This is a genomic window from Zhouia amylolytica AD3, assembly GCF_000511935.2.
Classification (GTDB): Bacteria; Bacteroidota; Bacteroidia; order Flavobacteriales; family Flavobacteriaceae; genus Zhouia; species Zhouia amylolytica.
Genome location: NZ_AYXY01000019.1, coordinates 501,955 through 525,183, shown reverse-complemented (window position 1 = coordinate 525,183; position 23,229 = coordinate 501,955). Strand labels below are relative to the sequence as shown.

At 36.0% G+C, this 23,229-nt stretch carries 16 protein-coding genes; 13 read left to right on the top strand and 3 right to left on the bottom strand.

The annotated features are described in order from the left end of the window. Positions 1-26 precede the first annotated feature (26 nt). Genes pabB through P278_RS06965 form a run of 4 tightly spaced genes read left to right on the top strand, consistent with a single transcriptional unit; the run spans position 27 to position 5,507 of the window. Positions 27-1,349, top strand: coding sequence for an aminodeoxychorismate synthase component I (pabB, locus tag P278_RS06980; protein ID WP_038264260.1), 1,323 nt, complete (start codon positions 27-29; stop codon positions 1,347-1,349). A gap of 26 nt (positions 1,350-1,375) precedes the next feature. Next, positions 1,376-2,203, top strand: coding sequence for an alpha/beta hydrolase (locus P278_RS06975; protein ID WP_038264257.1), 828 nt, complete (start codon positions 1,376-1,378; stop codon positions 2,201-2,203). Positions 2,204-2,217: 14 nt separating this feature from the next. Continuing rightward, positions 2,218-3,528 carry a tRNA lysidine(34) synthetase TilS gene (gene tilS, locus P278_RS06970; protein ID WP_038264254.1) on the top strand — a complete coding sequence of 437 codons (1,311 nt, stop codon included), beginning with the start codon at positions 2,218-2,220 and terminating at the stop codon, positions 3,526-3,528. Then, entirely contained in the window at positions 3,525-5,507 is a 1,983-nt protein-coding gene (locus P278_RS06965; protein ID WP_038264251.1) for a protein-disulfide reductase DsbD family protein, read from the top strand. Before tilS ends, P278_RS06965 begins: the two co-directional genes overlap by 4 nt. Positions 5,508-5,536: 29 nt before the next feature. Here P278_RS06965 and P278_RS06960 read toward each other — a convergent pair whose 3' ends face one another. Further along, positions 5,537-5,737 carry a helix-turn-helix transcriptional regulator gene (locus tag P278_RS06960; protein ID WP_038264248.1) on the bottom strand — a complete coding sequence of 67 codons (201 nt, stop codon included), beginning with the start codon at positions 5,735-5,737 and terminating at the stop codon, positions 5,537-5,539. Continuing rightward, positions 5,727-6,206: a hypothetical protein gene (locus P278_RS06955; RefSeq protein ID WP_038264245.1), complete on the bottom strand. Its 480-nt coding sequence runs from the start codon at positions 6,204-6,206 to the stop codon at positions 5,727-5,729. Before P278_RS06955 ends, P278_RS06960 begins: the two co-directional genes overlap by 11 nt. Positions 6,207-6,397: 191 nt before the next feature. Between P278_RS06955 and P278_RS06950 the strand changes: the two genes are divergently transcribed. The 8 genes from P278_RS06950 (at position 6,398) to P278_RS06915 (ending at position 18,911) form a co-directional block, all read left to right on the top strand. Then, positions 6,398-8,236, top strand: a complete 1,839-nt coding sequence (locus P278_RS06950; protein ID WP_038264243.1) for a CocE/NonD family hydrolase — start codon at positions 6,398-6,400, stop codon at positions 8,234-8,236. Positions 8,237-8,241: 5 nt separating this feature from the next. Then, a complete protein-coding gene (locus P278_RS06945) occupies positions 8,242-8,814 on the top strand; it encodes a pentapeptide repeat-containing protein (protein ID WP_038264238.1) in 573 nt (190 codons plus the stop codon). A gap of 149 nt (positions 8,815-8,963) precedes the next feature. Next, on the top strand, positions 8,964-10,550 hold the full coding sequence (locus tag P278_RS06940; RefSeq protein WP_038264235.1) for a solute:sodium symporter family transporter: 1,587 nt from the start codon (positions 8,964-8,966) through the stop codon (positions 10,548-10,550). 269 nt (positions 10,551-10,819) lie between these two features. After that, entirely contained in the window at positions 10,820-11,536 is a 717-nt protein-coding gene (locus P278_RS06935; protein ID WP_038264231.1) for a hypothetical protein, read from the top strand. A gap of 14 nt (positions 11,537-11,550) precedes the next feature. Beyond that, positions 11,551-14,307 carry a TonB-dependent receptor domain-containing protein gene (locus P278_RS06930; RefSeq protein ID WP_038264227.1) on the top strand — a complete coding sequence of 919 codons (2,757 nt, stop codon included), beginning with the start codon at positions 11,551-11,553 and terminating at the stop codon, positions 14,305-14,307. A 12-nt stretch (positions 14,308-14,319) separates the two neighbouring features. Continuing rightward, positions 14,320-15,522, top strand: coding sequence for a DUF4249 domain-containing protein (locus tag P278_RS06925; RefSeq protein ID WP_038264225.1), 1,203 nt, complete (start codon positions 14,320-14,322; stop codon positions 15,520-15,522). Between the two features lie 12 nt (positions 15,523-15,534). After that, positions 15,535-17,283: a hypothetical protein gene (locus P278_RS06920; protein WP_038264221.1), complete on the top strand. Its 1,749-nt coding sequence runs from the start codon at positions 15,535-15,537 to the stop codon at positions 17,281-17,283. A 92-nt stretch (positions 17,284-17,375) separates the two neighbouring features. Next, on the top strand, positions 17,376-18,911 hold the full coding sequence (locus P278_RS06915; protein ID WP_038264219.1) for a YifB family Mg chelatase-like AAA ATPase: 1,536 nt from the start codon (positions 17,376-17,378) through the stop codon (positions 18,909-18,911). Between the two features lie 30 nt (positions 18,912-18,941). On the opposite strand, the gene P278_RS06910 is transcribed toward P278_RS06915, so the two are convergent. Beyond that, a complete protein-coding gene (locus tag P278_RS06910) occupies positions 18,942-19,607 on the bottom strand; it encodes a hypothetical protein (protein ID WP_038264216.1) in 666 nt (221 codons plus the stop codon). A 316-nt stretch (positions 19,608-19,923) separates the two neighbouring features. Between P278_RS06910 and P278_RS06905 the strand changes: the two genes are divergently transcribed. Next, positions 19,924-23,166, top strand: coding sequence for a S41 family peptidase (locus P278_RS06905; RefSeq protein ID WP_051413447.1), 3,243 nt, complete (start codon positions 19,924-19,926; stop codon positions 23,164-23,166). Positions 23,167-23,229 lie beyond the last annotated feature (63 nt).

Below are 23,229 nucleotides of genomic sequence, written 5' to 3'. Positions count from 1 at the left end.
TAACAATGAATTATTAATTTCTGTGCATGTATAGGAAAACTGTAGTATTCGAACCAAAGGATATAGAGATATTTAAAGATAAGCTATTGTCTTGGTCGCAACAATTTGAAGAGGTAACCTGGTTAGACAGTAATAACTATAATCGCAGGTACAGCTCTTTTGATAGTATCTTAGCGTTCGATGCTTTAACATCAATTCAAACAGATGCGTTTGATGCGTTTGATAAACTTAAAGAATACCAGTCAGTTACCCATGATTGGTTGTTTGGCTATCTGACTTATGATCTTAAAAATGATGTGGAGCGTCTGGAATCAAATAATTATGATGGATTAGAATTTCCGGATCTGTATTTTTTTCAACCGAAAAAAATCATCACAATAAAAGGGACTAAAGTAGAATTTCATTACTTGCCCATGGTAGATGATGAAGTGGAGGAAGACTTCAATTTAATTACAAATTTTACAACAGATGATCCCAATCGCGCAAATGAACAGAATGCCATAAAGATAAAATTACGCATACATAAAGATGAATACCTTCATAAGGTTCAAAAGATGTTAGATCATATTCATCGGGGTGATATTTATGAAGCTAATTTTTGTCAGGAGTTCTATGCCGAAAACACTGAACTAGCTCCTTTAAAGAGTTATAGGCATTTAAATGAAATCTCGAAACCTCCGTTTGCTACGTTTTTAAAAATTCGGGATAAGTATTTGATGTCCGCTTCTCCCGAACGTTATCTTCGTAAAGAAGGACTAAATATACTATCACAACCCATAAAAGGAACTGCTAAACGCGCTCCTTTTTTAAAAGCCGATGTACAGTTGGTTAACTCGTTGCGAAATAATCCTAAAGAGCGTTCTGAGAATATCATGATTGTAGATTTGGTGCGTAATGATCTTTCACGGGTAGCCGTCAAGGGCTCAGTAAAAGTAGAGGAATTGTGCAAGGTGTATACCTTCGAACAGGTACATCAATTAATTTCAACCGTAAAAGCAACTGTAACTGATGATATGAATCCCATCGATATTATAAAAGCTTCATTCCCAATGGGAAGCATGACCGGTGCTCCTAAAATATCCGCAATGAAAATCATAGAAGAACTGGAAGAAACCAAAAGAGGTTTGTATAGCGGAGCCGTTGGATATTTTACCCCTGTGGGAGATTTCGATTTTAATGTGGTGATAAGAAGCATCCTTTACAATGCTGGTAAAAAGTACATATCCTTTTCTGTGGGAGGCGCAATTACAGCAGAATCAATTCCTGAAAATGAATACGAAGAATGCCTTATTAAGGCAAAAGCGATGCGCGAAGTTTTGGAAGGAAAGGATAAAGGCGAAAAAGTTTAACTTTACACGAACCTTAAATCTTCAAAATGCAGCATAGCGAATTTTATTTTAACTGTCATGAGAAAAAGCTCTTTGGACAGTGGTGGAAACCACAGGAAATAAGAGCGGTGATTGTGTTGGTTCACGGAATGGGATCCCACAGTGGCCGTTACTCATCATTTGTAGTTCCTGAGTTTATCGATAAGGGATTTGCGGTAATAAGTTTTGATCACTTTGGACATGGGCATTCTGAAGGAAAACGAGGAACCTGTCCTGGATATGAAGCTGTTCTTGATAGCGTTTCTGAAATTTTCCAAAAGGCAGACGAGTTTTTTAAAGACTACCCAAAATTTTTATATGGACATAGTATGGGAGGTAATGTCGTACTGAACTACGTAGCACATAGAAATCCTGAAGTGGCAGGGGTCGTGGCAACCAGTCCTTTTTTAAGAATTGCATTTCCTACCCCGGTTTGGAAAATGACTTTAGGAAAGATTTTTTATCGAATTGCTCCCCATGTTACTTTCTCCAGTGGCATTGAGGCCCGGTATATTTCACGAGATGAGAAAGAGGTTAAACGCTATAAAGAAGATAAATTAGTTCATGATCGGGTAAGCCCTAATTTTACGTTTCCGTTTATCGAAGCAGGTGAAAACATTATTGGTTTAGCTTCAAAATTTCACCATCCCCTTTTATTACTTCACGGAACAGACGACTATATAACAAGTCATTATGCAAGTAAGGCTTTTGCTAAACAAGCTGAAAATTATACAGATTTAAAACTAATGGAAGGAGGATACCATGAATTACACAATGACCTTGATAAGCACGAAGTGATGAACTACATAACGAATTGGATGGAATCTAAACTATAAGATACTTTTGCGGTATGGTAGCATTGTTTGAAAAACATATTAAAGATAATTTCCCTTTTTTGGTTAAAGCTAAAATTCTAATTGCCATCAGTGGAGGAATAGATAGTGTAGTTTTAACTTCTTTGTGTAAAGAAATTGGACTCAACCTAAGTCTGGCGCACTGTAATTTTAACCTAAGGGGTAAAGAAAGTGATGCAGATGAGCAGTTTGTGAAAGACTTAGCTGATAAATTAGATGTTCCGGTCTATATTGAAAGTTTTGATACGAAGGCTTATAAACATTCTCATAAATTATCAACCCAAATAGCAGCCAGAGAATTAAGATACAATTGGTTTAAATCACTTCAGGAGGCATTTAAAATAGATTATGTACTCACCGCACATCAGGCAGATGATAATCTGGAAACTTTTTTAATTAATCTGTCAAGAGGTACTGGTATTGAGGGGCTTACAGGAATACCAGAAGTGAATAATAATGTGGTCCGTCCATTGCTTCCCTTTACCAGGGATCAAATTAAAATATATGCCACTGAAAATAAAATTGATTGGAGGGAGGATAGTAGTAATAAGGAAGCTAAGTATCTTAGAAATAAACTACGACTCGAGGTATTACCTGCCCTTAAAGAGGTGAATCCAACCTTTATGGATAATTTTAATAAAACAATAGCCCACCTCAATGGGACACGGGGAATTGTAAATCATCATATAGCCAATTTAAAGGCAGTCTTATTCAAAAGAGAAAAAGAACAAATAAGTATTGCTATTGATGAACTCATCAATCTAAATCCCAGAAAAGATTATCTGTATGAATTGTTTAACGAATTTGGATTTACAGCCTGGGATGATGTAGAAAATTTGCTTTTTGCCATGAGTGGTAAACGAATATTTTCCCATTCGCATCGAATGTTAAAAAATCGTAAAGAACTATTAATAACATCCATAAACCCTATTGAAATAGAGGACTATTATGAGCTGAAAGAAAATGAAAAAACAATTGTAAAACCCTTAAAACTAGATGTTTGTGATGTTGCTCAAATCGGGGATCTAAAAAATGAAATAGCGTATATAGATAAAGATTTGTTAAAGTATCCATTGATCATTAGGAAATGGAAAAAAGGCGATTATTTTTATCCCCTCGGAATGCGGAATAAGAAGCTTTTGTCGAAATTTTTTAAGGATGAAAAGTTTTCCATCGTAGCTAAAGAAAACACATGGATTCTGTGTTCTGGAGACGAAATAATTTGGGTTATTAGCCATCGGTTAGATGATAGATTTAAGGTAACCCCAAAAACAAAACACATATTAAAATTAGAGTACTTAACATGAACCGACTTTACTTATTTTTTTTATTAACCTTAGCATCAGTAGTTTCTCTTACTGCCCAAATTAAAGACCCCGTTAAATGGACTACGGAGGTTGAAAAAATATCAGAATCAGAGTATAATTTAGTCTTTAAAGCTGCTATTGAACCTCATTGGCATTTGTATTCGCAAGAATTGCCTGAAGGAGGTGCTCTGCCAACTACCTTTAGTTTTGAAGGTGCGGGAGAAGGTTACGAATTAATTGGAAAAACAGAAGAAAGCCCATCCATTACAGAATATGATAAAGTATTTGAGATGGAGCTGTCTTATTTTGACGAAGAGGCAACTTTTACTCAAAAAATCAAATTAAAGGATGCTTCATTAGCAACCATTAATGCTGCAATTGAATTTCAGGCCTGCGATGATGAGAGTTGTATCTTTGATAGCACGGAACTGTCTTTTGTAGTAAATGAGAATGCTGTAGATGAGCAATCAACTGAAGTAGCCGCTAAAACAGCTACTGAAAAGTCTGATGCCAATGAAGGCCAGGTTGCGACCAAGGATAAAAAAGAAAAGAAGAAAGGACTGCTAACGATCTTTTTAATTGCATTTTTCTCTGGGTTTGCAGCACTCTTAACACCATGTGTATTCCCAATGATACCTATGACGGTAAGTTTCTTTACCAAACAGAGTAAAACAAGAGCAGCAGGTATTAAAAATGCTATTATTTACGGGATTTCAATCGTTGTTATTTACGTTCTTCTGGGATCACTCGTAACAGCTGTTTTTGGGGCAGATTCATTAAATGCATTATCTACCAACGTTTGGTTTAATATTATATTCTTTATCCTGCTGGTGGTTTTTGCAGCATCTTTCTTAGGAGCTTTTGAAATCGTATTACCAAATTCATGGGCAAATAAAGTAGACAGACAAGCCGATAGAGGTGGTATTATAGGAATTCTTTTTATGGCTTTGGCTTTGGCAATAGTTTCTTTTTCATGTACAGGACCAATCGTAGGTACTTTATTAGTAGAAGCAGCCAGCAAAGGGGGAGCAGCACCGATCATAGGTATGCTAGGATTTTCTTTAGCCTTGGCATTGCCATTTATGTTGTTTGCCATGTTCCCTGGATGGTTGAATTCATTACCTAAATCAGGAGGATGGCTGAATTCAGTTAAAGTATTTTTAGGATTTTTAGAATTGGCGCTGGCGTTTAAATTCTTGTCCAATGCAGATCTTGTATTACAATTACACTGGTTAGAAAGAGAAGTGTTTATCGCTATTTGGATCGCAGTATTTGGAGTGTTGGCAATGTATCTCTTTGGAAAGATCAGCTTACCGCATGATTCACCTTTGCAACACATTTCAGTAGGACGACTAGGTCTTGGGTTGTTGGTATTGTCATTTACGATATACTTAATTCCAGGACTTTGGGGAGCGCCGTTGAAATTAATAAGTGGATTCCCTCCACCAATGCATTATAGTGAATCACCTTATGGGGTCGGATTTACCAAAACCGGAGGTGGCGGTGCTGCGCATGCAGAACTTCCGGAAGGTGCACATCATGGTCCTCAGGATATTGTAGCTTTCCTTGATTATGATAAAGGAATGGCTTATGCTAAAGAAGTAGGAAAACCAGTAATGATTGATTTTACAGGACATGCTTGTGTCAATTGTAGAAAAATGGAAGAACGCGTGTGGAGCGAAGATCAGATCTTAAATATTTTGAATAATGATATTGTCCTTATTTCTTTATATGTAGATGATAAACGCCCGCTTCCTGAAAGTGAACAATACGTTTCTGATGTAACCGGTAAAAATATTAAGACGATCGGTAACAAATGGAGTGATTTCCAGATTACCAAATATAAAGCCAATGCACAACCATATTATGTGCTTGTAGATAATGATGGCAACAACCTGAATGATCCGGTTGGATATACTCCGGATGTCGACGACTATGAAGCGTGGCTTAAAGATGGAATATCAAATTATAAGAAATAAATACAAAGGCTGCCAATTGGCAGCCTTTTTTAATCTTCTTCTTCCAGAATAAATAATTCCTCAACTGGTTTTTCAAAAAACCGGGCAAGCTTTAGAGCTAGTACGGTAGAAGGAACATATTTGCCTTTCTCCATTGCATTGATAGTCTGTCTGCTGACATTTATTTCTTCAGCTAACTCAGCTTGGGTAATATCTTTTATAGCGCGATGTACCTTAAGGTTATTCTTCATTTTTCAAGGTCTTTTTCGATTTATAAAGTAAATAGTGAAATCGGATAATAAAAAACAATAGGCATGAAAAAAGGTTAAAGGTAATTATTGATAGATATATCATTCCGTAGGTAAAAATAGTCAGGAATAGTAAAAGACCAAAATTAACATAAAATGACCATACAAGTGATTCTGTCCTGAGCATATAGGTATATTCATCTTCATGCTTAACACGAGAAAATCCGGTGAGTAGTCCCCCGATAATGATAGTAATGAAGACGCACTCATCCATTACATCATTTGTAATCCAAAGAAAATATTGATTCCCTTCAGAAAAACTATCGTAGATCAGGGCAAAAACTTTTGTCGATAAGCTAATATCAGTGTCATCAGGTAGAAACATCATTAGGAGGTATGTAATGATCCCGATAAGAAACAAGATCCACCCAAATTTTTTAAAACGATAAGGAAATAAATAACGTGTTTTCATATTGATGAAATTAATGATTCAGATGTAAATGTAAAGTAAACAACACTAAAAGTCAAGTTTATTTTACTTTAAGTATAATTTGTTTTACTATTTAACCGAGGTAAGATGCTTAATAAGTCACCTGGATACTTTCATTTTAGTGATAATCAGTCTATATTTATGCACCTTAAAAAACAAACAATTAATAGATAATGAAAAAACTACTATTTCTCTTTCTTCTGATTTCTGTGAGTTGTATAACGGCACAAACAGAATATGATGTAAAAGAACATTATACCAAAAAAGAAGTAACCATCGAAATGCGTGATGGAATAAAATTGCACACAACTATCTATAGTCCGAAAGATACCTCAAAAGAGTATCCCATCGTGATGCAACGAACGCCATATAGTTGCGCTCCTTATGGAGAGAATCAATTCAGATCGAAGATAGGTCCGAATGAAACGATGATGAAAGAAGGATATATTGTCGTATATCAAGATGTCAGAGGTAGGTGGAATAGCGAAGGCGTTTATGATAATATGCGTGCTTTCATTCCTAAGAAAAAAAGAAAGCAGGTAGATGAAGCTTCCGATACCTATGATACCATAGACTGGTTGGTTAAAAACGTACCTAATAACAATGGTAAAGTAGGGGTTTGGGGAATTTCTTACCCTGGATTCTATTCGACTTATGCACTTTTGTCAAATCATAAAGCACTTAAGGCTGTGTCTCCTCAGGCATGTATTGGAGATTTCTTTTTTGATGATTTTCATCACAATGGAGCTTACTTGCTAAGCTACTGGCGTGCTACTGCTGTTTTTGGTTATATGAAAGATGAGCCAACGACGAAAAGCTGGTATTCATTTCCGGATTTAGGAGCAAAAGATCAATATCAGTTTTTCCTGGATGCAGGACCATTGTCGAACCTGGATAAATATTACAAAGAGGACAATGTTTTTTGGCAGCAGCTGAAAGAGCATCCTAATTATGATGAATTCTGGCAGTCAAGAGGAATTATACAGCATCTGGAAGATATAAAACCTGCTACGATGGTTGTAGGTGGATGGTTTGATGCAGAAGATCTTTATGGACCTTTGGAAACGTATAAAAACATTGAAAAAAGAAGTGATAATTACAACACGATAGTAATGGGCCCATGGAGCCATGGCGATTGGGCAAGAACCAAGAAGAGACAGGCCATTGGAAATGTCTATTTTGGTGATGATATCTCAAAATTTTATCAGGAAAATATTGAAACCAGGTTCTTTAATCATTTCCTGAAAGGTAGTGGTGATGACAACTCAGGGTTGCCGGAAGCCTATGTTTATGATACAGGTGAGAGAGCATGGAGTACCTATGAAACCTGGCCTCCCGTAAATGTAGAGGAAAAGACTTTTACCTTAAATAATGGTAGGCTTGCTGAGATTACAACAATGGACTATCGATTTGAAGAGTTTGTGAGTGATCCGAAAAAACCAGTACCTTACTCTGAAGATATTAAAATGGTATTTACTCCACGTAAATTTATGACTGACGATCAACGTTTCGCAGCGAGAAGACCTGATGTATTGGTTTTTGAAACGGAAGTGTTGGAAGAAGATGTTACCATGATTGGAGATATATTGGCCAAATTAAAAGTTTCTACTACCGGAACTGCTGCAGATTGGGTTGTGAAGGTTATTGATGTTTATCCACCGGATGCAGAAGACTATCCCGAAACTCAGGAGTATTTGAAAATGAGCAATTATCATATGATGGTACGAAGTGAAGTTTTAAGAGGCCGTTTTAGAAACAGTTTTGAAAACCCGGAACCTTTTGTGCCTAATGAAGTTACGGATGTTAATATTAAACTGCAAGATGTTTATCATACCTTCAAGAAAGGTCATAAAATTCAGGTGCAGATACAAAGTACCTGGTTTCCTTATATAGATTTGAATCCACAAACCTATGTGGATAACATATTTGAAGCCAAACCTGAAGATTTCAAGAAACAAACACATAGAGTGTATAACTCATCTAAAATTGAATTTTCGGTTCTTAAGAAATAATCTTAATGGATAACCATTACAAAGAAGGGGAGGAATTTGAGGGTATCGATTTTACCCTCAATGATCTTCCTAAAATGGAATACGAAGACTGTGTCTTTAAAAATTGTAATTTCTCCAGGTCCGACATCTCAAGGATCACCTTTACGGATTGTCAGTTCGTAAACTGTAACCTGAGCAATGCATATATGGTCGAAACAACATTCAACGAGGTAAGTTTTAAAGAAAGTAAGTTATTAGGAGTAGCTTTTGACGCCTGTAGTGAATTTATGTTTAGGGTACACTTCCATAAATGCAATTTAAGTATGGTTTCTTTTTATAAGCGTTCTTTGAATAACACGACTTTCGATACCTGCATTCTTAAGGGAACCGATTTTACTGAATCAGTCTTGCAGGGAACTGTTTTTAATGAATGTGATTTTTTGAATGCCATTTTTCACCGCACTGATTTGACGAAAGCCGACTTTAGAACCTCCTTTAACTTTTCAATAGATCCAACTATAAACAAGGTTTCCAAAGCTATATTCACGAAAGAGAATGCCTTAAATCTATTAGAAGGTTTCAAAATAGTCATTAAATAAAACTGTTAGATTTAGTGATTTAGCCCTTGTAATTTGTTTGATAATTACAATTCTCATAAAAAATCGAATATTCAGGTGGGGTTTGTATAATATTTTAGATATAAAATTATAAATTCGGCAACTTAATAAAACTATTCTAACTATAACTTATGGCAATACTTTCTTTTATAGGATTTACCCTTTTAGTAGCGGTCATAGCCTACTTCGCTACACGTAAAACGAATGAACAAACAAGTGATGGTTACTTTTTGGGAGGCAGGAGCCTTACGGCGGGAGTAGTAGCAGGATCTTTATTACTTACTAATTTATCAACAGAACAAATAGTCGGATTGAATGGAGCAGCCTACACTGAAGGGATTTTAGTGATGGCTTGGGAAACATTAGCTGCAATTGCGATGGTAGTTACTGCAGTTTTCTTATTACCAAGATATCTTAAGGGCGGCCTCACCACTGTACCGCAGTTTTTAGAAACCCGGTATGATAAACAAACCAAATCAATCGCTTCGTTCCTGTTCTTAACAGGGTATGTGGTTATATTTTTACCCATTGTACTCTATTCAGGTTCTTTGGCCATTTCAACCATGTTTAATATTCCTGAAATGCTGGGAGTATCCCTTTGGGCTTCGGTTTGGATTTGTACCTGGGGAATTGGAATTATAGGCTCTATTTATGCCATTTTTGGAGGATTAAAGGCCGTAGCGGTTTCAGATACCATTAACGCAATTGGCTTGTTGATTGGTGGTTTGTTAATCCCTTTCTTCGGATTGATGTTTATTGGCGATGGTTCGGCTTCAGAAGGGTTAACCATATTGCTCAATGAAGCTCCTGAAAAGTTTAATGCTATCGGAGGCCCTAAAGCTTCAGTGCCATTCGGGACCATCTTCACAGGTATGATGTTAGTTCAATTATTCTATTGGGGAACCAATCAGGCGATAATCCAAAGAGCACTGGCAGCAAAAAACCTCAAAGAAGGACAAAAAGGATTACTGTTGGCGGCTTTTATCAAAATCTTAGGCCCGCTAATTGTTGTGTTACCAGGTATTATTGCCTTCTATATTTTTGGGTCAGAATTGGAAACGCCAGATCAGGCATATCCATTATTGGTAGATAAGGTACTTCCAAAAGCCTTGCTTGGATTCTTTGCAGCAGTACTTTTCGGTGCAATTTTAAGCTCATTTAACAGTGCATTGAATAGTGCAGTAACCTTATTCAGTATTGATTTCTACAAAGAATATATCAATAAAGAAGCCTCTGAAATAAAAGTCATTAAAAGCGGTAAATACTTTGGAATCGTTTTGGCAATTTTGTCAATGACCATCGCTCCCTTTATTTTCTTTGCAGGTCAGGGATTGTTTGGGTATTTACAAGAAGTAAATGGGGTGTATAGTATTCCTATTTTAACCATTATCGTAGTTGGATACCTGACAAAATATGTGCCTGCTATTGCAGCAAAAATTGGTATCATCTCAGGATGCGTACTTTATTGTATCAGTCAATTTATCTTAAAGCCTTTTGTTTTCGGAGAAGATAATTACCCGCATTATCTACACGTTATGGCAATACTATTTGTTTTGAATGTGGCTATAATGCTTATCATTGGTAAGTATCGACCAAGAGCTGAAGCTTATGAATTAAAATATACCAAGAAAGTTGATATCATGCCTTATAAATTTGTGAAACAGGTAGGCTTGATTATTAGTTTAATAGTAATTGGAGTCTATATTTACTTTTCATAAGACTTAAATAATATCAACTCAAAATTCAAAAGAGAAATTGTTAAGGCAATTTCTCTTTTTTTATTCCTTCATTTTTTCAAAATGTACCTGTTGTGTTTTTAACAGATTTAATGATATATATCTATAAAAATAACTTTATTTGTAAGAATTATTTGTTTGGTAATTCAAATTATGTATCTTCAATCGCTGTAAGATTTTTTTGTTAAATCATAGCAGTAAGTTTAGATGGCTATGACCTGCTTTAATAAACAGTTGTAAGTTTAAATTGAATGAAAACAATTAATAATTCACTACTAATAGCTTTTCTTTTTCTTCCTCTTTATGTTATTTCGTTAAGCGCTCAAAACAATAAGACCGCTGTATACCATTGGTTTGATGATGTCGTGGGCATTGAGAATACCGCCATCTATACAGGTGTTCAGTATAAAGAAGTCTACAGAACTTATGGCGATAAACACAAATTCCTTTTTTCCTATGACTTTTTAAATGGAGATATAATGTATGAAGGACAAATGTTTGAAGATGTGATGATGAAATACGATGTTTATGAGCACAATGTAATTGTAAAACTTAATGGAAAATTTGGAGAATCTGTGTTTAGGTTGATCCGGAATCACATTAATCAATTTTCAATTAGGGGCCATATATTTTACAATATAACCCAAGATGAAGAGTTCCTGGGTTTTTATGAAATTCTAAGCGATCAGAATTCAAACATTACTCTCCTGAAAAAATATCGGAAAAAAGCGGAAAAAAAATTGAATAAAGATAATGTCTACTATGAATTTACCGAAGAACCAGCTCAGTATGTACTTCATTACTTCGGTGAGTATTATGACATTTCAAATTATAAAGACCTGGTACAAATTTCGAAAAAATCACAACCTGAAATGTCTCAATATGTTAGAAAAAACAAAATGTTATTAGATATAGATGCGGACAGCTTCTATATAGGAGCAATGAGTGTATTAGCAGAGCAACAATAACTAATTTCTATTTGATGAAGAAAGTATTCACGATTCTATTATTTCTTGTTTGCGTCCTTGCGTATACTCAAGAAAAGAAAACAAACTGGTCTTTTGAATTTGAAAATATAAATTTTGAAACGGCTCTTTTAGAAATTGAGAACAAAACAAATTATAAGTTTTATTTTTTAAAGGATTGGTTAGATCAAAAACAAATTACGGCTAGTTTTAAAGATGAAAATCTGGAAACCATTCTGGATGAAATATTTAAGGAAACTACTATTAATTATTTTATCAGAGACCAACGTATTATTTTAACTCAAAATAGTGTGATCTATAATAAACTACCTGAAAGTTTTTATAGAAATCAATCCATTTCGTCAGAAACAAACACCCAGGAAGCTTCTGCACCAATTTTTACTGATGATCAATCTAAGAGTGCATCAAATAGTATCACTACTGTTAAAATAGGAAAAGCAAATAAAAACTCAAATAAGACAACTTATTCAGTTTCGGGGGTGGTTAAAAATAAAACAACCGGAGAACCGATTCCAAACTTGGGGGTGTTAGTAAAGGAAAAGAACCTCTCAGCAATTACAGACGACAATGGCTTTTATGAAATTAAATTACCCGCAGGGATTTTTTTAATAGAAACCAGTGCCTTGGGCGTACAAAGCATAAAAACAAGGGTGGTAGTCTATAACGATGGTGAATTGAACCTGCAGCTGCAGGAAGATCATCAATTATTGGATGAAGTGGTAGTTAATGCCGAAGCAGATAAGAATGTTGAGAAAGTAATTACGGGTGTCACCAAAATAGAAATTGAAGGAATTAAGAATATACCGTTAGTCCTGGGAGAAAGAGATATTCTTAAAGTAGCTACCACCATGCCGGGTATTACAAAAACTGGAGAGGGATCATCCGGGTACAACGTAAGAGGAGGAAAGGAAGATCAAAATTTAATTTTATTAGACAATGCCGTTATCTATAATCCAGTTCACTTTTTTGGCATCTTTTCAGCTTTGAATCCTTTTACTTCTGGTGAAGCAAACATTTATAAGGGATCTATACCCTCCCAGTTTGGAGGGAGATTGTCCTCTGTTTTTGATATAAAAACAAGAGATGCGAATACCAATAAAGTTTCTGGAGAGGCCTCTTTGGGGCCAGTGACCGGTAATTTAATGATTGAAACTCCCATTGTTAAAGAAAAATCAGCGTTAATGGTAGGAGCACGGGCCTCTTATTCTGATTGGATTTTGAAAAAACTTGAAGAAGAAAACTTAAAGAACAGTGAAGCTACTTTTTACGACGTGATTACAAAATATAATCACCGTTTTTCCGAGAAAGATAACATCAAAGCTACTGCATATTTCAGCAAAGATCGATTTAGTATAACCTCAGATTCTCTTTATAGCTACAACAACCTCTTGTTTTCTGCAGAATGGAATCATAATTATAATGATAAAACAGAAGGAAGTCTTTATGTAAGTCAAAGTAATTATGAATTTAATATAGAGTATAATGAAAATGAAAATAGAGATTTCGAACTGGGTTATGATATTAGTGAAACAGATCTTAAGTATTTGATGAATCACAACCTGAATAGTAAGCATGATTTGCAATATGGCCTATCAGGAAAGCTATATTCAGTTCTTCCCGGCAATCAAAAGCCACTTGGTGACGATTCAATTGTAGAACGTTTTTCTGTGCCTAGAGAGAAGGGTATAGAAACAGCGTTATTCCTTTCAGATAACTTTGAGATTAATGATAAGTTTTCTTTAGAGGCCGGATTAAGATATTCATGGTATGCCTTTCTTGGAGAAACACAACAAAGAACATACGAAAATGGAAAACCAAAAAATGAAGAAACCGTAGTTGATACTTTGAACTATGGAAATAATGAGATCGCTAAAAACTACGGAGGTCCTGAATTCAGGGTTTCATCCCGGTATTTTCTTAAACCGGATTTGTCAGTTAAAGCAAGTTTTAATTCAACATATCAATACATACATATGTTGTCTAATAATACGACCGTTTCGCCAATCGATACCTGGAAATTATCTGATCTGAATATAAAACCGCAAAAAGCCTGGATGGCTTCCTTGGGAGTTTATAAGAACTTTGATGAGAATACCTATGAATTAAGCATCGAAGGATATTATAAAAAGTCAAAAGACATTTTAGATTTTAAAGTTGGAGCCGAACTATTCCTGAATGAACATGTAGAAACAGAAGTTCTACAAGGCTTAGGGAAGGCCTATGGTGTTGAATTTTTATTGAAAAAAGACGAAGGTCGCTTGAATGGTTGGGTGGGCTATAGTTATTCCAGATCCTTTTTTAAATTAGATAGCCAGCATGCTGAAGAACGCGTAAATAACGGAGCCTATTTTCCATCAAATTACGACAAACCACATAACTTTAATTTGGTTTCGAATTACAGACTGACAAAGCGATATAGCTTTTCAGCGAATTTTGTGTATCAAACCGGAAGACCCGTAACATTTCCGGTAGGAGAATATGAGTATCAGGATGCAAAATATGTTTACTACAGTAATAGAAATCAATATCGAATACCAGATTATTTCAGACTGGATTTGGGCCTCAATATTGAAGGAAATCACAAGATAAAAAAATTGGCACATAGCTTTTGGAATATATCGGTTTATAATGTGCTTGGAAGAAATAATCCTTATTCGGTATTCTTCGTTACGGATTCAGGTGAAATAAAGGCATATAAAAGCTCAATTTTTGCCATTCCCGTACCGACCATAACCTACAACTTAAAGTTTTGATTCGTATTAATAATGAAGAAAATTAAAATAAATCTTACATATTCATTGCTTTTTATAGGAGCGCTGTTTCTAACAAGTTGTGTAGAGGAATTTGAAATTAGTACAGATACCTATGAACAAGCATTGGTGGTTGAAGCCGTTATTACCGACGAACTCAAATATCAACATATTAAATTGAGTAATACCTATACATTTGAGGAAGAAGATGCGAGTCCGGTTGAAAATGCCACTGTGAAAATAATAGATGATCTGGATAATGAATACCCTTTTGAAGAAATCGAGCCGGGAAACTATGTGTCATCAAATGTTTTTATGGCCGAACTGGATAGAGCTTATAAACTTTCCATTCAAACCAATTCCGGAAAAAGCTATTTGTCTGATGCAACAGCTTTACCACAGAATACTTCCATTAGTAATTTCTATGCAGAACCAATTACAAATGAAGAAGGTGAAGAAGGGGTAGCGATTAAAATTGATGCAGATCAAAATAATTCAAACACACGATACTATAGATATGAATACGAGGAAACTTATAAAATTATAGCCCCGTATTGGAGTCCGTCAGATCTCGTCCTGGTTTCTCGCGATCCTATAGTTATAGAGGTGGTGCCACGGGAACAAGATGAAGAAATTTGCTATAAGACCAATGTTTCGAGAGATATCATTCTAGAGAACACTATAAATTATCCAAATCATGAAGTAGCTGATTATCAGCTCCGATTTATAAATAAAAAAGATCTGATGATAGCTCATAGATATAGTATTTTAGTTCGTCAATATCAACAATCGTTAGAAGCCCATACATACTATAAAACGTTAAAAAAGTTTTCTGATCGTGCCAATGTTTTTTCCCAGATTCAAACCGGAAACATTAATGGTAATATTTATTCAGTCAATGACGAAAATGAAAAGGTAGTAGGGTATTTTGAAATTGCAGGTATTGATTCCAAACGGATATTTTTTAACTGGGAAGATTTATATGGCTTTGACCCTAAACCAGAATTGGATTGTGAAATTACAGCTCCGGCTATTTTTATAGATTTTCGAACACCACTTCCAGATGCAATAGAGGCGGGAACAGTGCGATTTTTTGATTACAATACAGGGCTTTATCCCGTAGAAGGTTTTCAGGGGCCTTATTATGTGGTGCCAGCAGATTGTGGAGATTGTACCACCCAGGGAAGTAATGTTGTTCCCGATTTTTGGGTAGAATAAAAATGATTTCTTATGACAAGATTTAGAAAAATATTAATTGGGTTTTCTTTGTTGATGATGGCTACAGCCGGATTATCAGGGCAAAATAGTGCGATAAAAAGAGATCTGATTGAATTACCTAAGGAAAAACTTTATGTGCATCATAATTCCAATATGATTCTGACGGGAGAACCCCTGTATTACGCGGTATATAACCTGAAAATGCACGATCATACCCTGAGTGAATACAGCAAGATTGCCTACATCGAACTTATTAATGATGGATCCGAGGTGGTGCACAGACAAAAGGTGCGTTTGAATGGAGGCAAAGGATTTGGAGATTTTATCATCCCAATGAATTTAACTTCGGGCCCTTACAAATTAATCGCCTATACCCGAATGGCTTTAAATAATGGATGGTCTTCTGTATTTCAAAGCGATATTGCTATTATTAACCCTTATAATGATAATCAAAATAAAATAATTTCTAACGATAGTATTACAGACATTTCGCAGCAAAGCAAAGCTGTTTGGAAGGATTCGGGCAATAACACCTTGTTAGAACTCAACAAAAAGAAGTATGCTAAAAGGGAACAAGTAAAATTAATGCTTAAAATTCCTGCTTCCGAAATTTCGAATTATAGTTTTTCAATTTCTGTTAAAAAAGTGGACTCCCTTTTCAATGGGGAAATGAATGATATTAAAAGTGAATTTGAACAGGTAGCTTATAATAATAGCACCTACCATGTTAAGACGATAAAAGAACTACCCGAGCTAAGAGGGGAATTAATTACGGGGAGTATAAAAAATAATGAAAATCCAGGTTCAGGATTGTATAATATTCAGGTAGGCTTGTCTATTCCTGATCCCGTAAATCCAATAATTAAGGTAGCAAGTACTAATAAAAACGGTGAATTTTTCTTTAATATAAATCGTGAATATGATAGTGATAAAGCATTTCTTGAAGTTTTGTCAACGGATGCAAAGTCGTATGAAATAGCCATAGACCATGCGAATAATTTAAATTATGATGAACTGCAATTCAAGGACTTTAAAATAAATGAAAATAGCTATAGTAACTTATTAGAGCGAAGTGTGAATAATCAAATAGAGAACAGTTATATAGATGTTAAAAAGGACTCATTGATAGCCCTGAAAAAGGAATTGCCGTTTTTTGGATCAGAATATATACAATACAATCTAGATGATTACACGCGTTTTAAAACGGTAAAAGAAACGGTCATAGAATTTATAGAAGGGGTCCGTCTTCGTTCAGATGGCGATAACAGTGCTCATTTTGAGGTTCGGGAAGAGGGAGAATATAATTACAACAACGTACCTGGTTTATTAATTGTTGATGGAGCTATAATAACCAATCATAATAATCTCATTGATTACGATTCAAGAAGAATAGAAAAAATAAATGTAATTAGAGACAGGTTTTATTATGGAGGCCAGGTTTATAATGGGATTATTTATGCAGAAACATTTGATGGAAATTTTTATAATACCATCAGCTTATCCAATTGGAAGCGTATTCAACTTTTCCCGGTAAACCGAGTTAAGAATTATAATTTCCCATTATACTCAAATACCGGGGCGAATGAAAGAATTCCGGATTATAGAAACCAATTGTTCTGGAATCCTGATTTGCAAATAACCGAAACAAATGAGGTGGTATTCTATACTTCGGATCTGGATGGCCTATTTGAAGTAGCATTGGAAGGGGTAGCTCAGAATGGTGAATTATTATCTATGAAAACGTACTTGAAAGTCGAGTAGATTGGCTAACACATAAACGAAAATGTAAGAAAAAGACTTCAATAACGAAGTCTTTTTTTTATATTTAGACTTTAATGCTAAAATGAATCCATATGCTCGTAAAAGTTTTTGGTAGTGCGGTGTTCGGTATTGAAGCTACAACCATAATAATAGAAGTAAATATAGATAAAGGAGTTGGTTATCACTTGGTTGGGTTGCCCGACAATGCCATTAAAGAGAGTAATTATAGAATAGCAGCTGCATTGCAGAATAATGGATATAAAATACCTGGAAAGCGGGTAACCATCAATATGGCTCCGGCAGACCTTCGTAAAGAAGGTTCTGCGTATGATTTACCCATAGCCCTTGGTATTCTTGCAGCCTCAGGAAAGATCGAATCCGACAGCCTTAAAAATTATGTCATCATGGGAGAACTTTCATTAGACGGTGGCTTACAACCGATTCGAGGAGCACTCCCAATAGCTATTCAGGCTAAAAAAGAAGGTTTTAAAGGTTTAATACTTCCCAATCAAAATGCTATCGAGGCAGCTGTGGTAGATGGGCTTGAGGTTTATGGCATAGACAATATAAGTGAATTAATAGCCTGTTTAAATAAAGAAGCTGAGTTGAACAGGACCATTGTGAATACTGCGGATGTTTTTTATAAAAACATAGATTTTCCTGAGTTTGATTTTTCAGATGTAAAGGGTCAGGAGAGTATAAAGCGAGCGATGGAAATAGCAGCAGCCGGAGGACATAATATTATTCTTATAGGGCCGCCTGGAGCAGGAAAAACCATGTTAGCAAAGCGACTCCCAAGTATTTTACCACCCATGACATTAGAAGAAGCTTTGGAAACCACAAAGATACATAGCGTTGTAGGTCAAGCATCAGGGACAGGATTAATGGCTCAAAGACCATTTAGAAGTCCACACCATACCATTTCAGATGTTGCCCTGGTAGGTGGAGGAACCTATCCGCAACCGGGCGAAATATCCCTGTCACATAATGGAGTGCTGTTTCTGGATGAGTTACCTGAATTTAAACGCAACGTGCTGGAAGTAATGCGACAGCCGTTAGAAGACAGAGAGGTGACAATTTCGAGGGCAAAGTTTACGATTACCTACCCGAGTAGTTTTATGTTGGTTGCCAGCATGAATCCCAGTCCCGGAGGCTATTTTAATGACCCGGACACACCGGTTACCTCATCACCGGCAGAAATGCAACGCTATATGAGTAAAATATCGGGTCCGTTGCTGGATCGCATCGATATTCATATCGAAGTAACCCCGGTTCCATTTGATAAACTGTCAGAGGAAAGAAAGGGAGAAAATAGTGTATGTATCAGAAAGCGTGTGATAAAAGCCAGGGAACAACAAGCAAAAAGGTTCAAAGGATTGCCTAATACCCACTACAATGCACAGATGAATACCAAACAGATCAGAGAATTTTGTCAGCTCGACGAACCGTCAAAAGAATTGCTTAAAAATGCTATGACACGCTTAAATCTATCAGCCAGAGCTTATGATCGAATCTTAAAGGTAGCACGTACCATCGCAGATCTTGAAGGTGTCTCCGCGTTAACCGGCACCCATCTAAGTGAAGCCATCCAATACCGAAGCCTCGATAGAGAAGGGTGGTTGGGGTAGTAGCCATAATGGTTTATTTCGGTCTTAAAATTAACGAAGCTGCTGCTCGTTATAAAATTTGATGGCCTGGTTGGTAGTTTTTTTATCGCTTTCAGAACGGTGTATAATGCTCGAGCTTTCATCACGATTATTCTTGATCGTGATTACGTTCAAATAGGTGGTTCCATCAGGGTTAATTATCGTGTTTTTTTCAATGAGCATGTTCTTTTCATTCGTAGAGGTGGTTTTGATGTATTCCGAGCCATCAGGAAACTCATAAATTGATTTAAACCGATTTAAGTTTGAAGGGGTTGGCTTTGTTACATTTGAATCACTAAATCTCATCGCGAATGTTTCGATAGAACCATCTGTATTTCCCAAAGTATAGTTACGGATAATTTCTTCATAATAGTCCAGCAGAGCCAATTCAGGTTTAATTAACCGGGTACCGTCTGCTAATATCATTTCCATCGCAAGATATCTTTCAAACTGATCATCCATGGTAGTTACCATGGGGTGATCTGCTCCCAGTTCTGCAACCATATCCGGGTAGTAGATCGAAGATTTCAAATGAACCGGATTAAGAGAGTCTTTAGCTTGAATTACATTAAAATCATCCTTTGTAGCAATGCTGTCCTTACTACTTTGACAAGATAGGAAAATGGAAATAAGTAAAATGAGAAAGGGGCTGCGGAAATAAAGCTTGTGATTTCTCATAATAGAATGGATTATATAATTAATATACAAGTGTAAGATAACGCTTCTCTATTAGCTTCAAAAGAGGTAAATACCTGTAAATCAATAGGGTGTTATCCTTTTTTGTTGAGGGGGTAATTATCTGTATTGGTAAATGGTACCGATGCGGAATTCATTTTTAGAATGTTAATCTCATCACTATTTATAGATCTGATTGTGTTAAATCTATAGATCTAGTGGGATTTATAAAATATTGTTAAACATTCGTTATTCATTTTTCATACATCTATTTTTGAAAAGTAACTAATATAATTTACAACCTGAACCTATTTATATAATGAGATTAAGAAAAACTACGCTTGCCACATTTCTATGTGGAATGGGATTATTTTCTTTTGCGCAATCAAATAATCCTTTAATTCAAAAAGCCGCATTAAACCCGGATGCTACTAAATTAGCTTTCTCATATCAGGGAGATATTTGGACAGCCAATGCTGATGGAACCAACCCTCGTCGTTTAACTATTCATGAGGCCTATGAAACGAACCCCGTTTGGAGTGCTGATGGAAAAAGTATTGCCTTCCAGGGAGTAAGATATGGGAATTATGATATTTATGTAGTATCGAACGAAGGAGGTATTCCAAAAAGATTAACATATCATTCAGCAAGTGATGCTGTTACTGATTTTACCCCGGATGGTAATATATTATTCAATACAGAAAGAAACTTTTCTCAAATTGAAAGAGAGGCGGAAACACACCAGGTAAGTACCAAAGGAGGGACTCCATACAGAATTATGGACGCTCTGGGCTTTGAAGCTAAACTTTCACCCAATGGTAACTTAATTGCATTTACCAGGGGAACCTGCCGTCCTGAAAGGGAAGCCTATAATGGTCCTGCCAACCGCGATGTTTGGGTGTATAATATTAAAGAAGATACCTATCATGAAATTACCTCTCATGGAGTAAATGACTTTAGTCCTTATTGGGGAGATGATAATACCCTGTATTTTCAGTCTTCAAGAGATGGAAAGTACAATATCTATAAAGTAGGTATCGAAAGTAACGGGGCTAAAAAAGGTGCTATTACTGCTATAACAACCTTTAAAGACATGGGAATCTTTTCATTCAGTATCAGCGACAATGGTGAAAAATTAGTAGCTGTAAAAGGGGATGAATTATATAATATTGATGCTGCAACACAAAGAGCATCCAAAATTTCCATAGACCTTGCTACCGACTACCGTTTCGATCCTGTGGTACGCAAGACATACAGTAGTAATGTTAGTGAGATAGCGCCTTCTCCAAACGGTAAATACAGTGCCATGGTGATTAGAGGTGAAGTGTTTATTACAGAAAACGATAAGGAAAAAGATAAAACGGTAAATGTATCTAACTCTGCTTACAGAGATAGAGATGTTACCTGGCTTACTAATGAATCATTGATCTTTGTTTCAGATAGAGAAGGTCAGAATGATATCTATATGGTGGTTTCAGACGATAAAGACCAAAAAGATCTGTTTAAAACCTATAAGCGAAAGATCATTAGAATTACAAATACAAAAGACGAGGAGGAGAATCCTGTAATTTCACCGGATGGTAAATCCATTGCCTATACAAGTGGTGCAAAACTGATTGTTGCCAATATCAATGACAAAGGCTCACTTTCAAACTCTAAAACACTATTAGATGGATGGGATACACCAAGCGGTATTACCTGGTCACCAGATTCAAAATGGTTAGCATACTCCCTTCAGAATCTCGATTTCAATGCCGAAATATATGTGCATAAAGCAGATAATAGCCAGGATCCGGTTAATATTTCAATGCACCCAAAAACAGACAGATCTCCAGTTTGGAGTGAAGATGGTAGTAAAATAGGTTTCTCTTCAAACCGTAACAATGGTGACTACGATGTTTGGTTTGTATGGCTTAAGAAATCTGATTGGGAAAAAACCGCTCAGGATTGGAAAGATGGAGATATCCAGCAAGCTAAAAAAGAAGATGAAAAAGAGGATGACAAAGACAAGGATAAGGACAAGGATAAAAAGAAAGAAAAGAAGGTAAAAGATATCCAAATAGATTTTGATGAAATTTATAGAAGACAAATTCAGGTAACGTCTTTTACCGGTGGTGAATTCCTTAGTACGATCTCAAAAGATGGAGAAACTTTTTACTATACCACAGGAAACGGCAGCAGAGGAAATGCCAGGGTAGAAAGTAGCTTGTATAAAATTAAATGGGATGGTAAAGATCTGAAACAGATTACCAAAGGATCCAGCCCCTATGGCATTGTAAAAGATAGTAAAAGTACATACTTGTATGGTGTAAACCGCGGAGCGCCGGTACGTATCAGTATGAAGTCTGATAAGACAGAAAGATTGGCGATCAGAGCGAAATTAGATATCAACTATAAAGAGGAGTCAAATCAGATTTTCGAAGAAGCCTGGAAAGCAATAAACGATGGTTTTTATGATCCGCAATTCCACGGTCAGGATTGGAGCAGTCTCAGGAAGAAATATAAACCATTAGCTCTGAAAGCATCTACAAGACAAGATTTTAAAATGGTCTTCAACTGGATGTTAGGACAGATCAATGCCAGTCATATGGGGATGTACAGAGGTGAAGATCGCAGTGATGTTCAAAGAACTCAAACAGGATTGTTAGGGGTAGAGGTGCAGCCAAAATCTAATGGTACATTAGAAATCACTTCGGTTATAAATCATATGCCGGCTGATAAAGAAATGAGTAAACTTCATGTGGGTGATATTATCGAAGCCGTGAATGGAACAGAACTTACCAAAACAACCAACCTGTATGACTTATTGAACGATACCGCAGGAGAACGTATTTATTTAAATATAAAAAGCGCCGATGGTGATAAAGAAGTTATTATTCGTCCTGATTCAAGTAATAGTAATGAAAACTATTATGCATGGGTTAAAGAACGTCAGAAATTAACAGATAAATATTCTAAAGGACAACTTGGATATATCCACATCCAGGGAATGAACTGGACCAGTTTTGAGCACTTTGAACGTGAACTAATGGCTGCCGGTCATGGAAAGAAAGGTGTCGTGATTGATGTCCGTTACAATGGAGGTGGATGGACTACCGACTACCTGATGGCCGTATTAAATGTGAAACAACATGCTTATACAATTCCGCGCGGTGCTGCTAAAAGCTTGAATGAACATGAGAAATTCAGAGATCATTATCCATTCAGTGAACGCCTGCCTTTGGCCTCTTGGACGAAGCCTTCAATAGCGTTGTGTAATGAACGAAGTTACTCGAATGCAGAAATCTTTTCACATGCATATAAGAGTCTTGATCTAGGTACCCTTGTTGGACAACCAACTTTTGGTGCCGTGATCTCAACTGGAGGAAGAAGTCTTATAGATGGATCTTATGTTCGTATGCCTTTCAGAGCCTGGTATGTTAAATCAACTGGAGAGAATATGGAATTGGGCCCTGCTGTTCCGGATATATTAGTAGAAAACACACCGGATGCTAAAGCAAAAGGAGAAGACCAGCAATTAAAAAGAGCGGTTGATGAACTTTTGAATCAAGTTTCAAAATAATTAATATTTTATATATCAAAAGGCCCTGTTAAACAGGGCCTTTTTTAATGAATATAGTCGAGA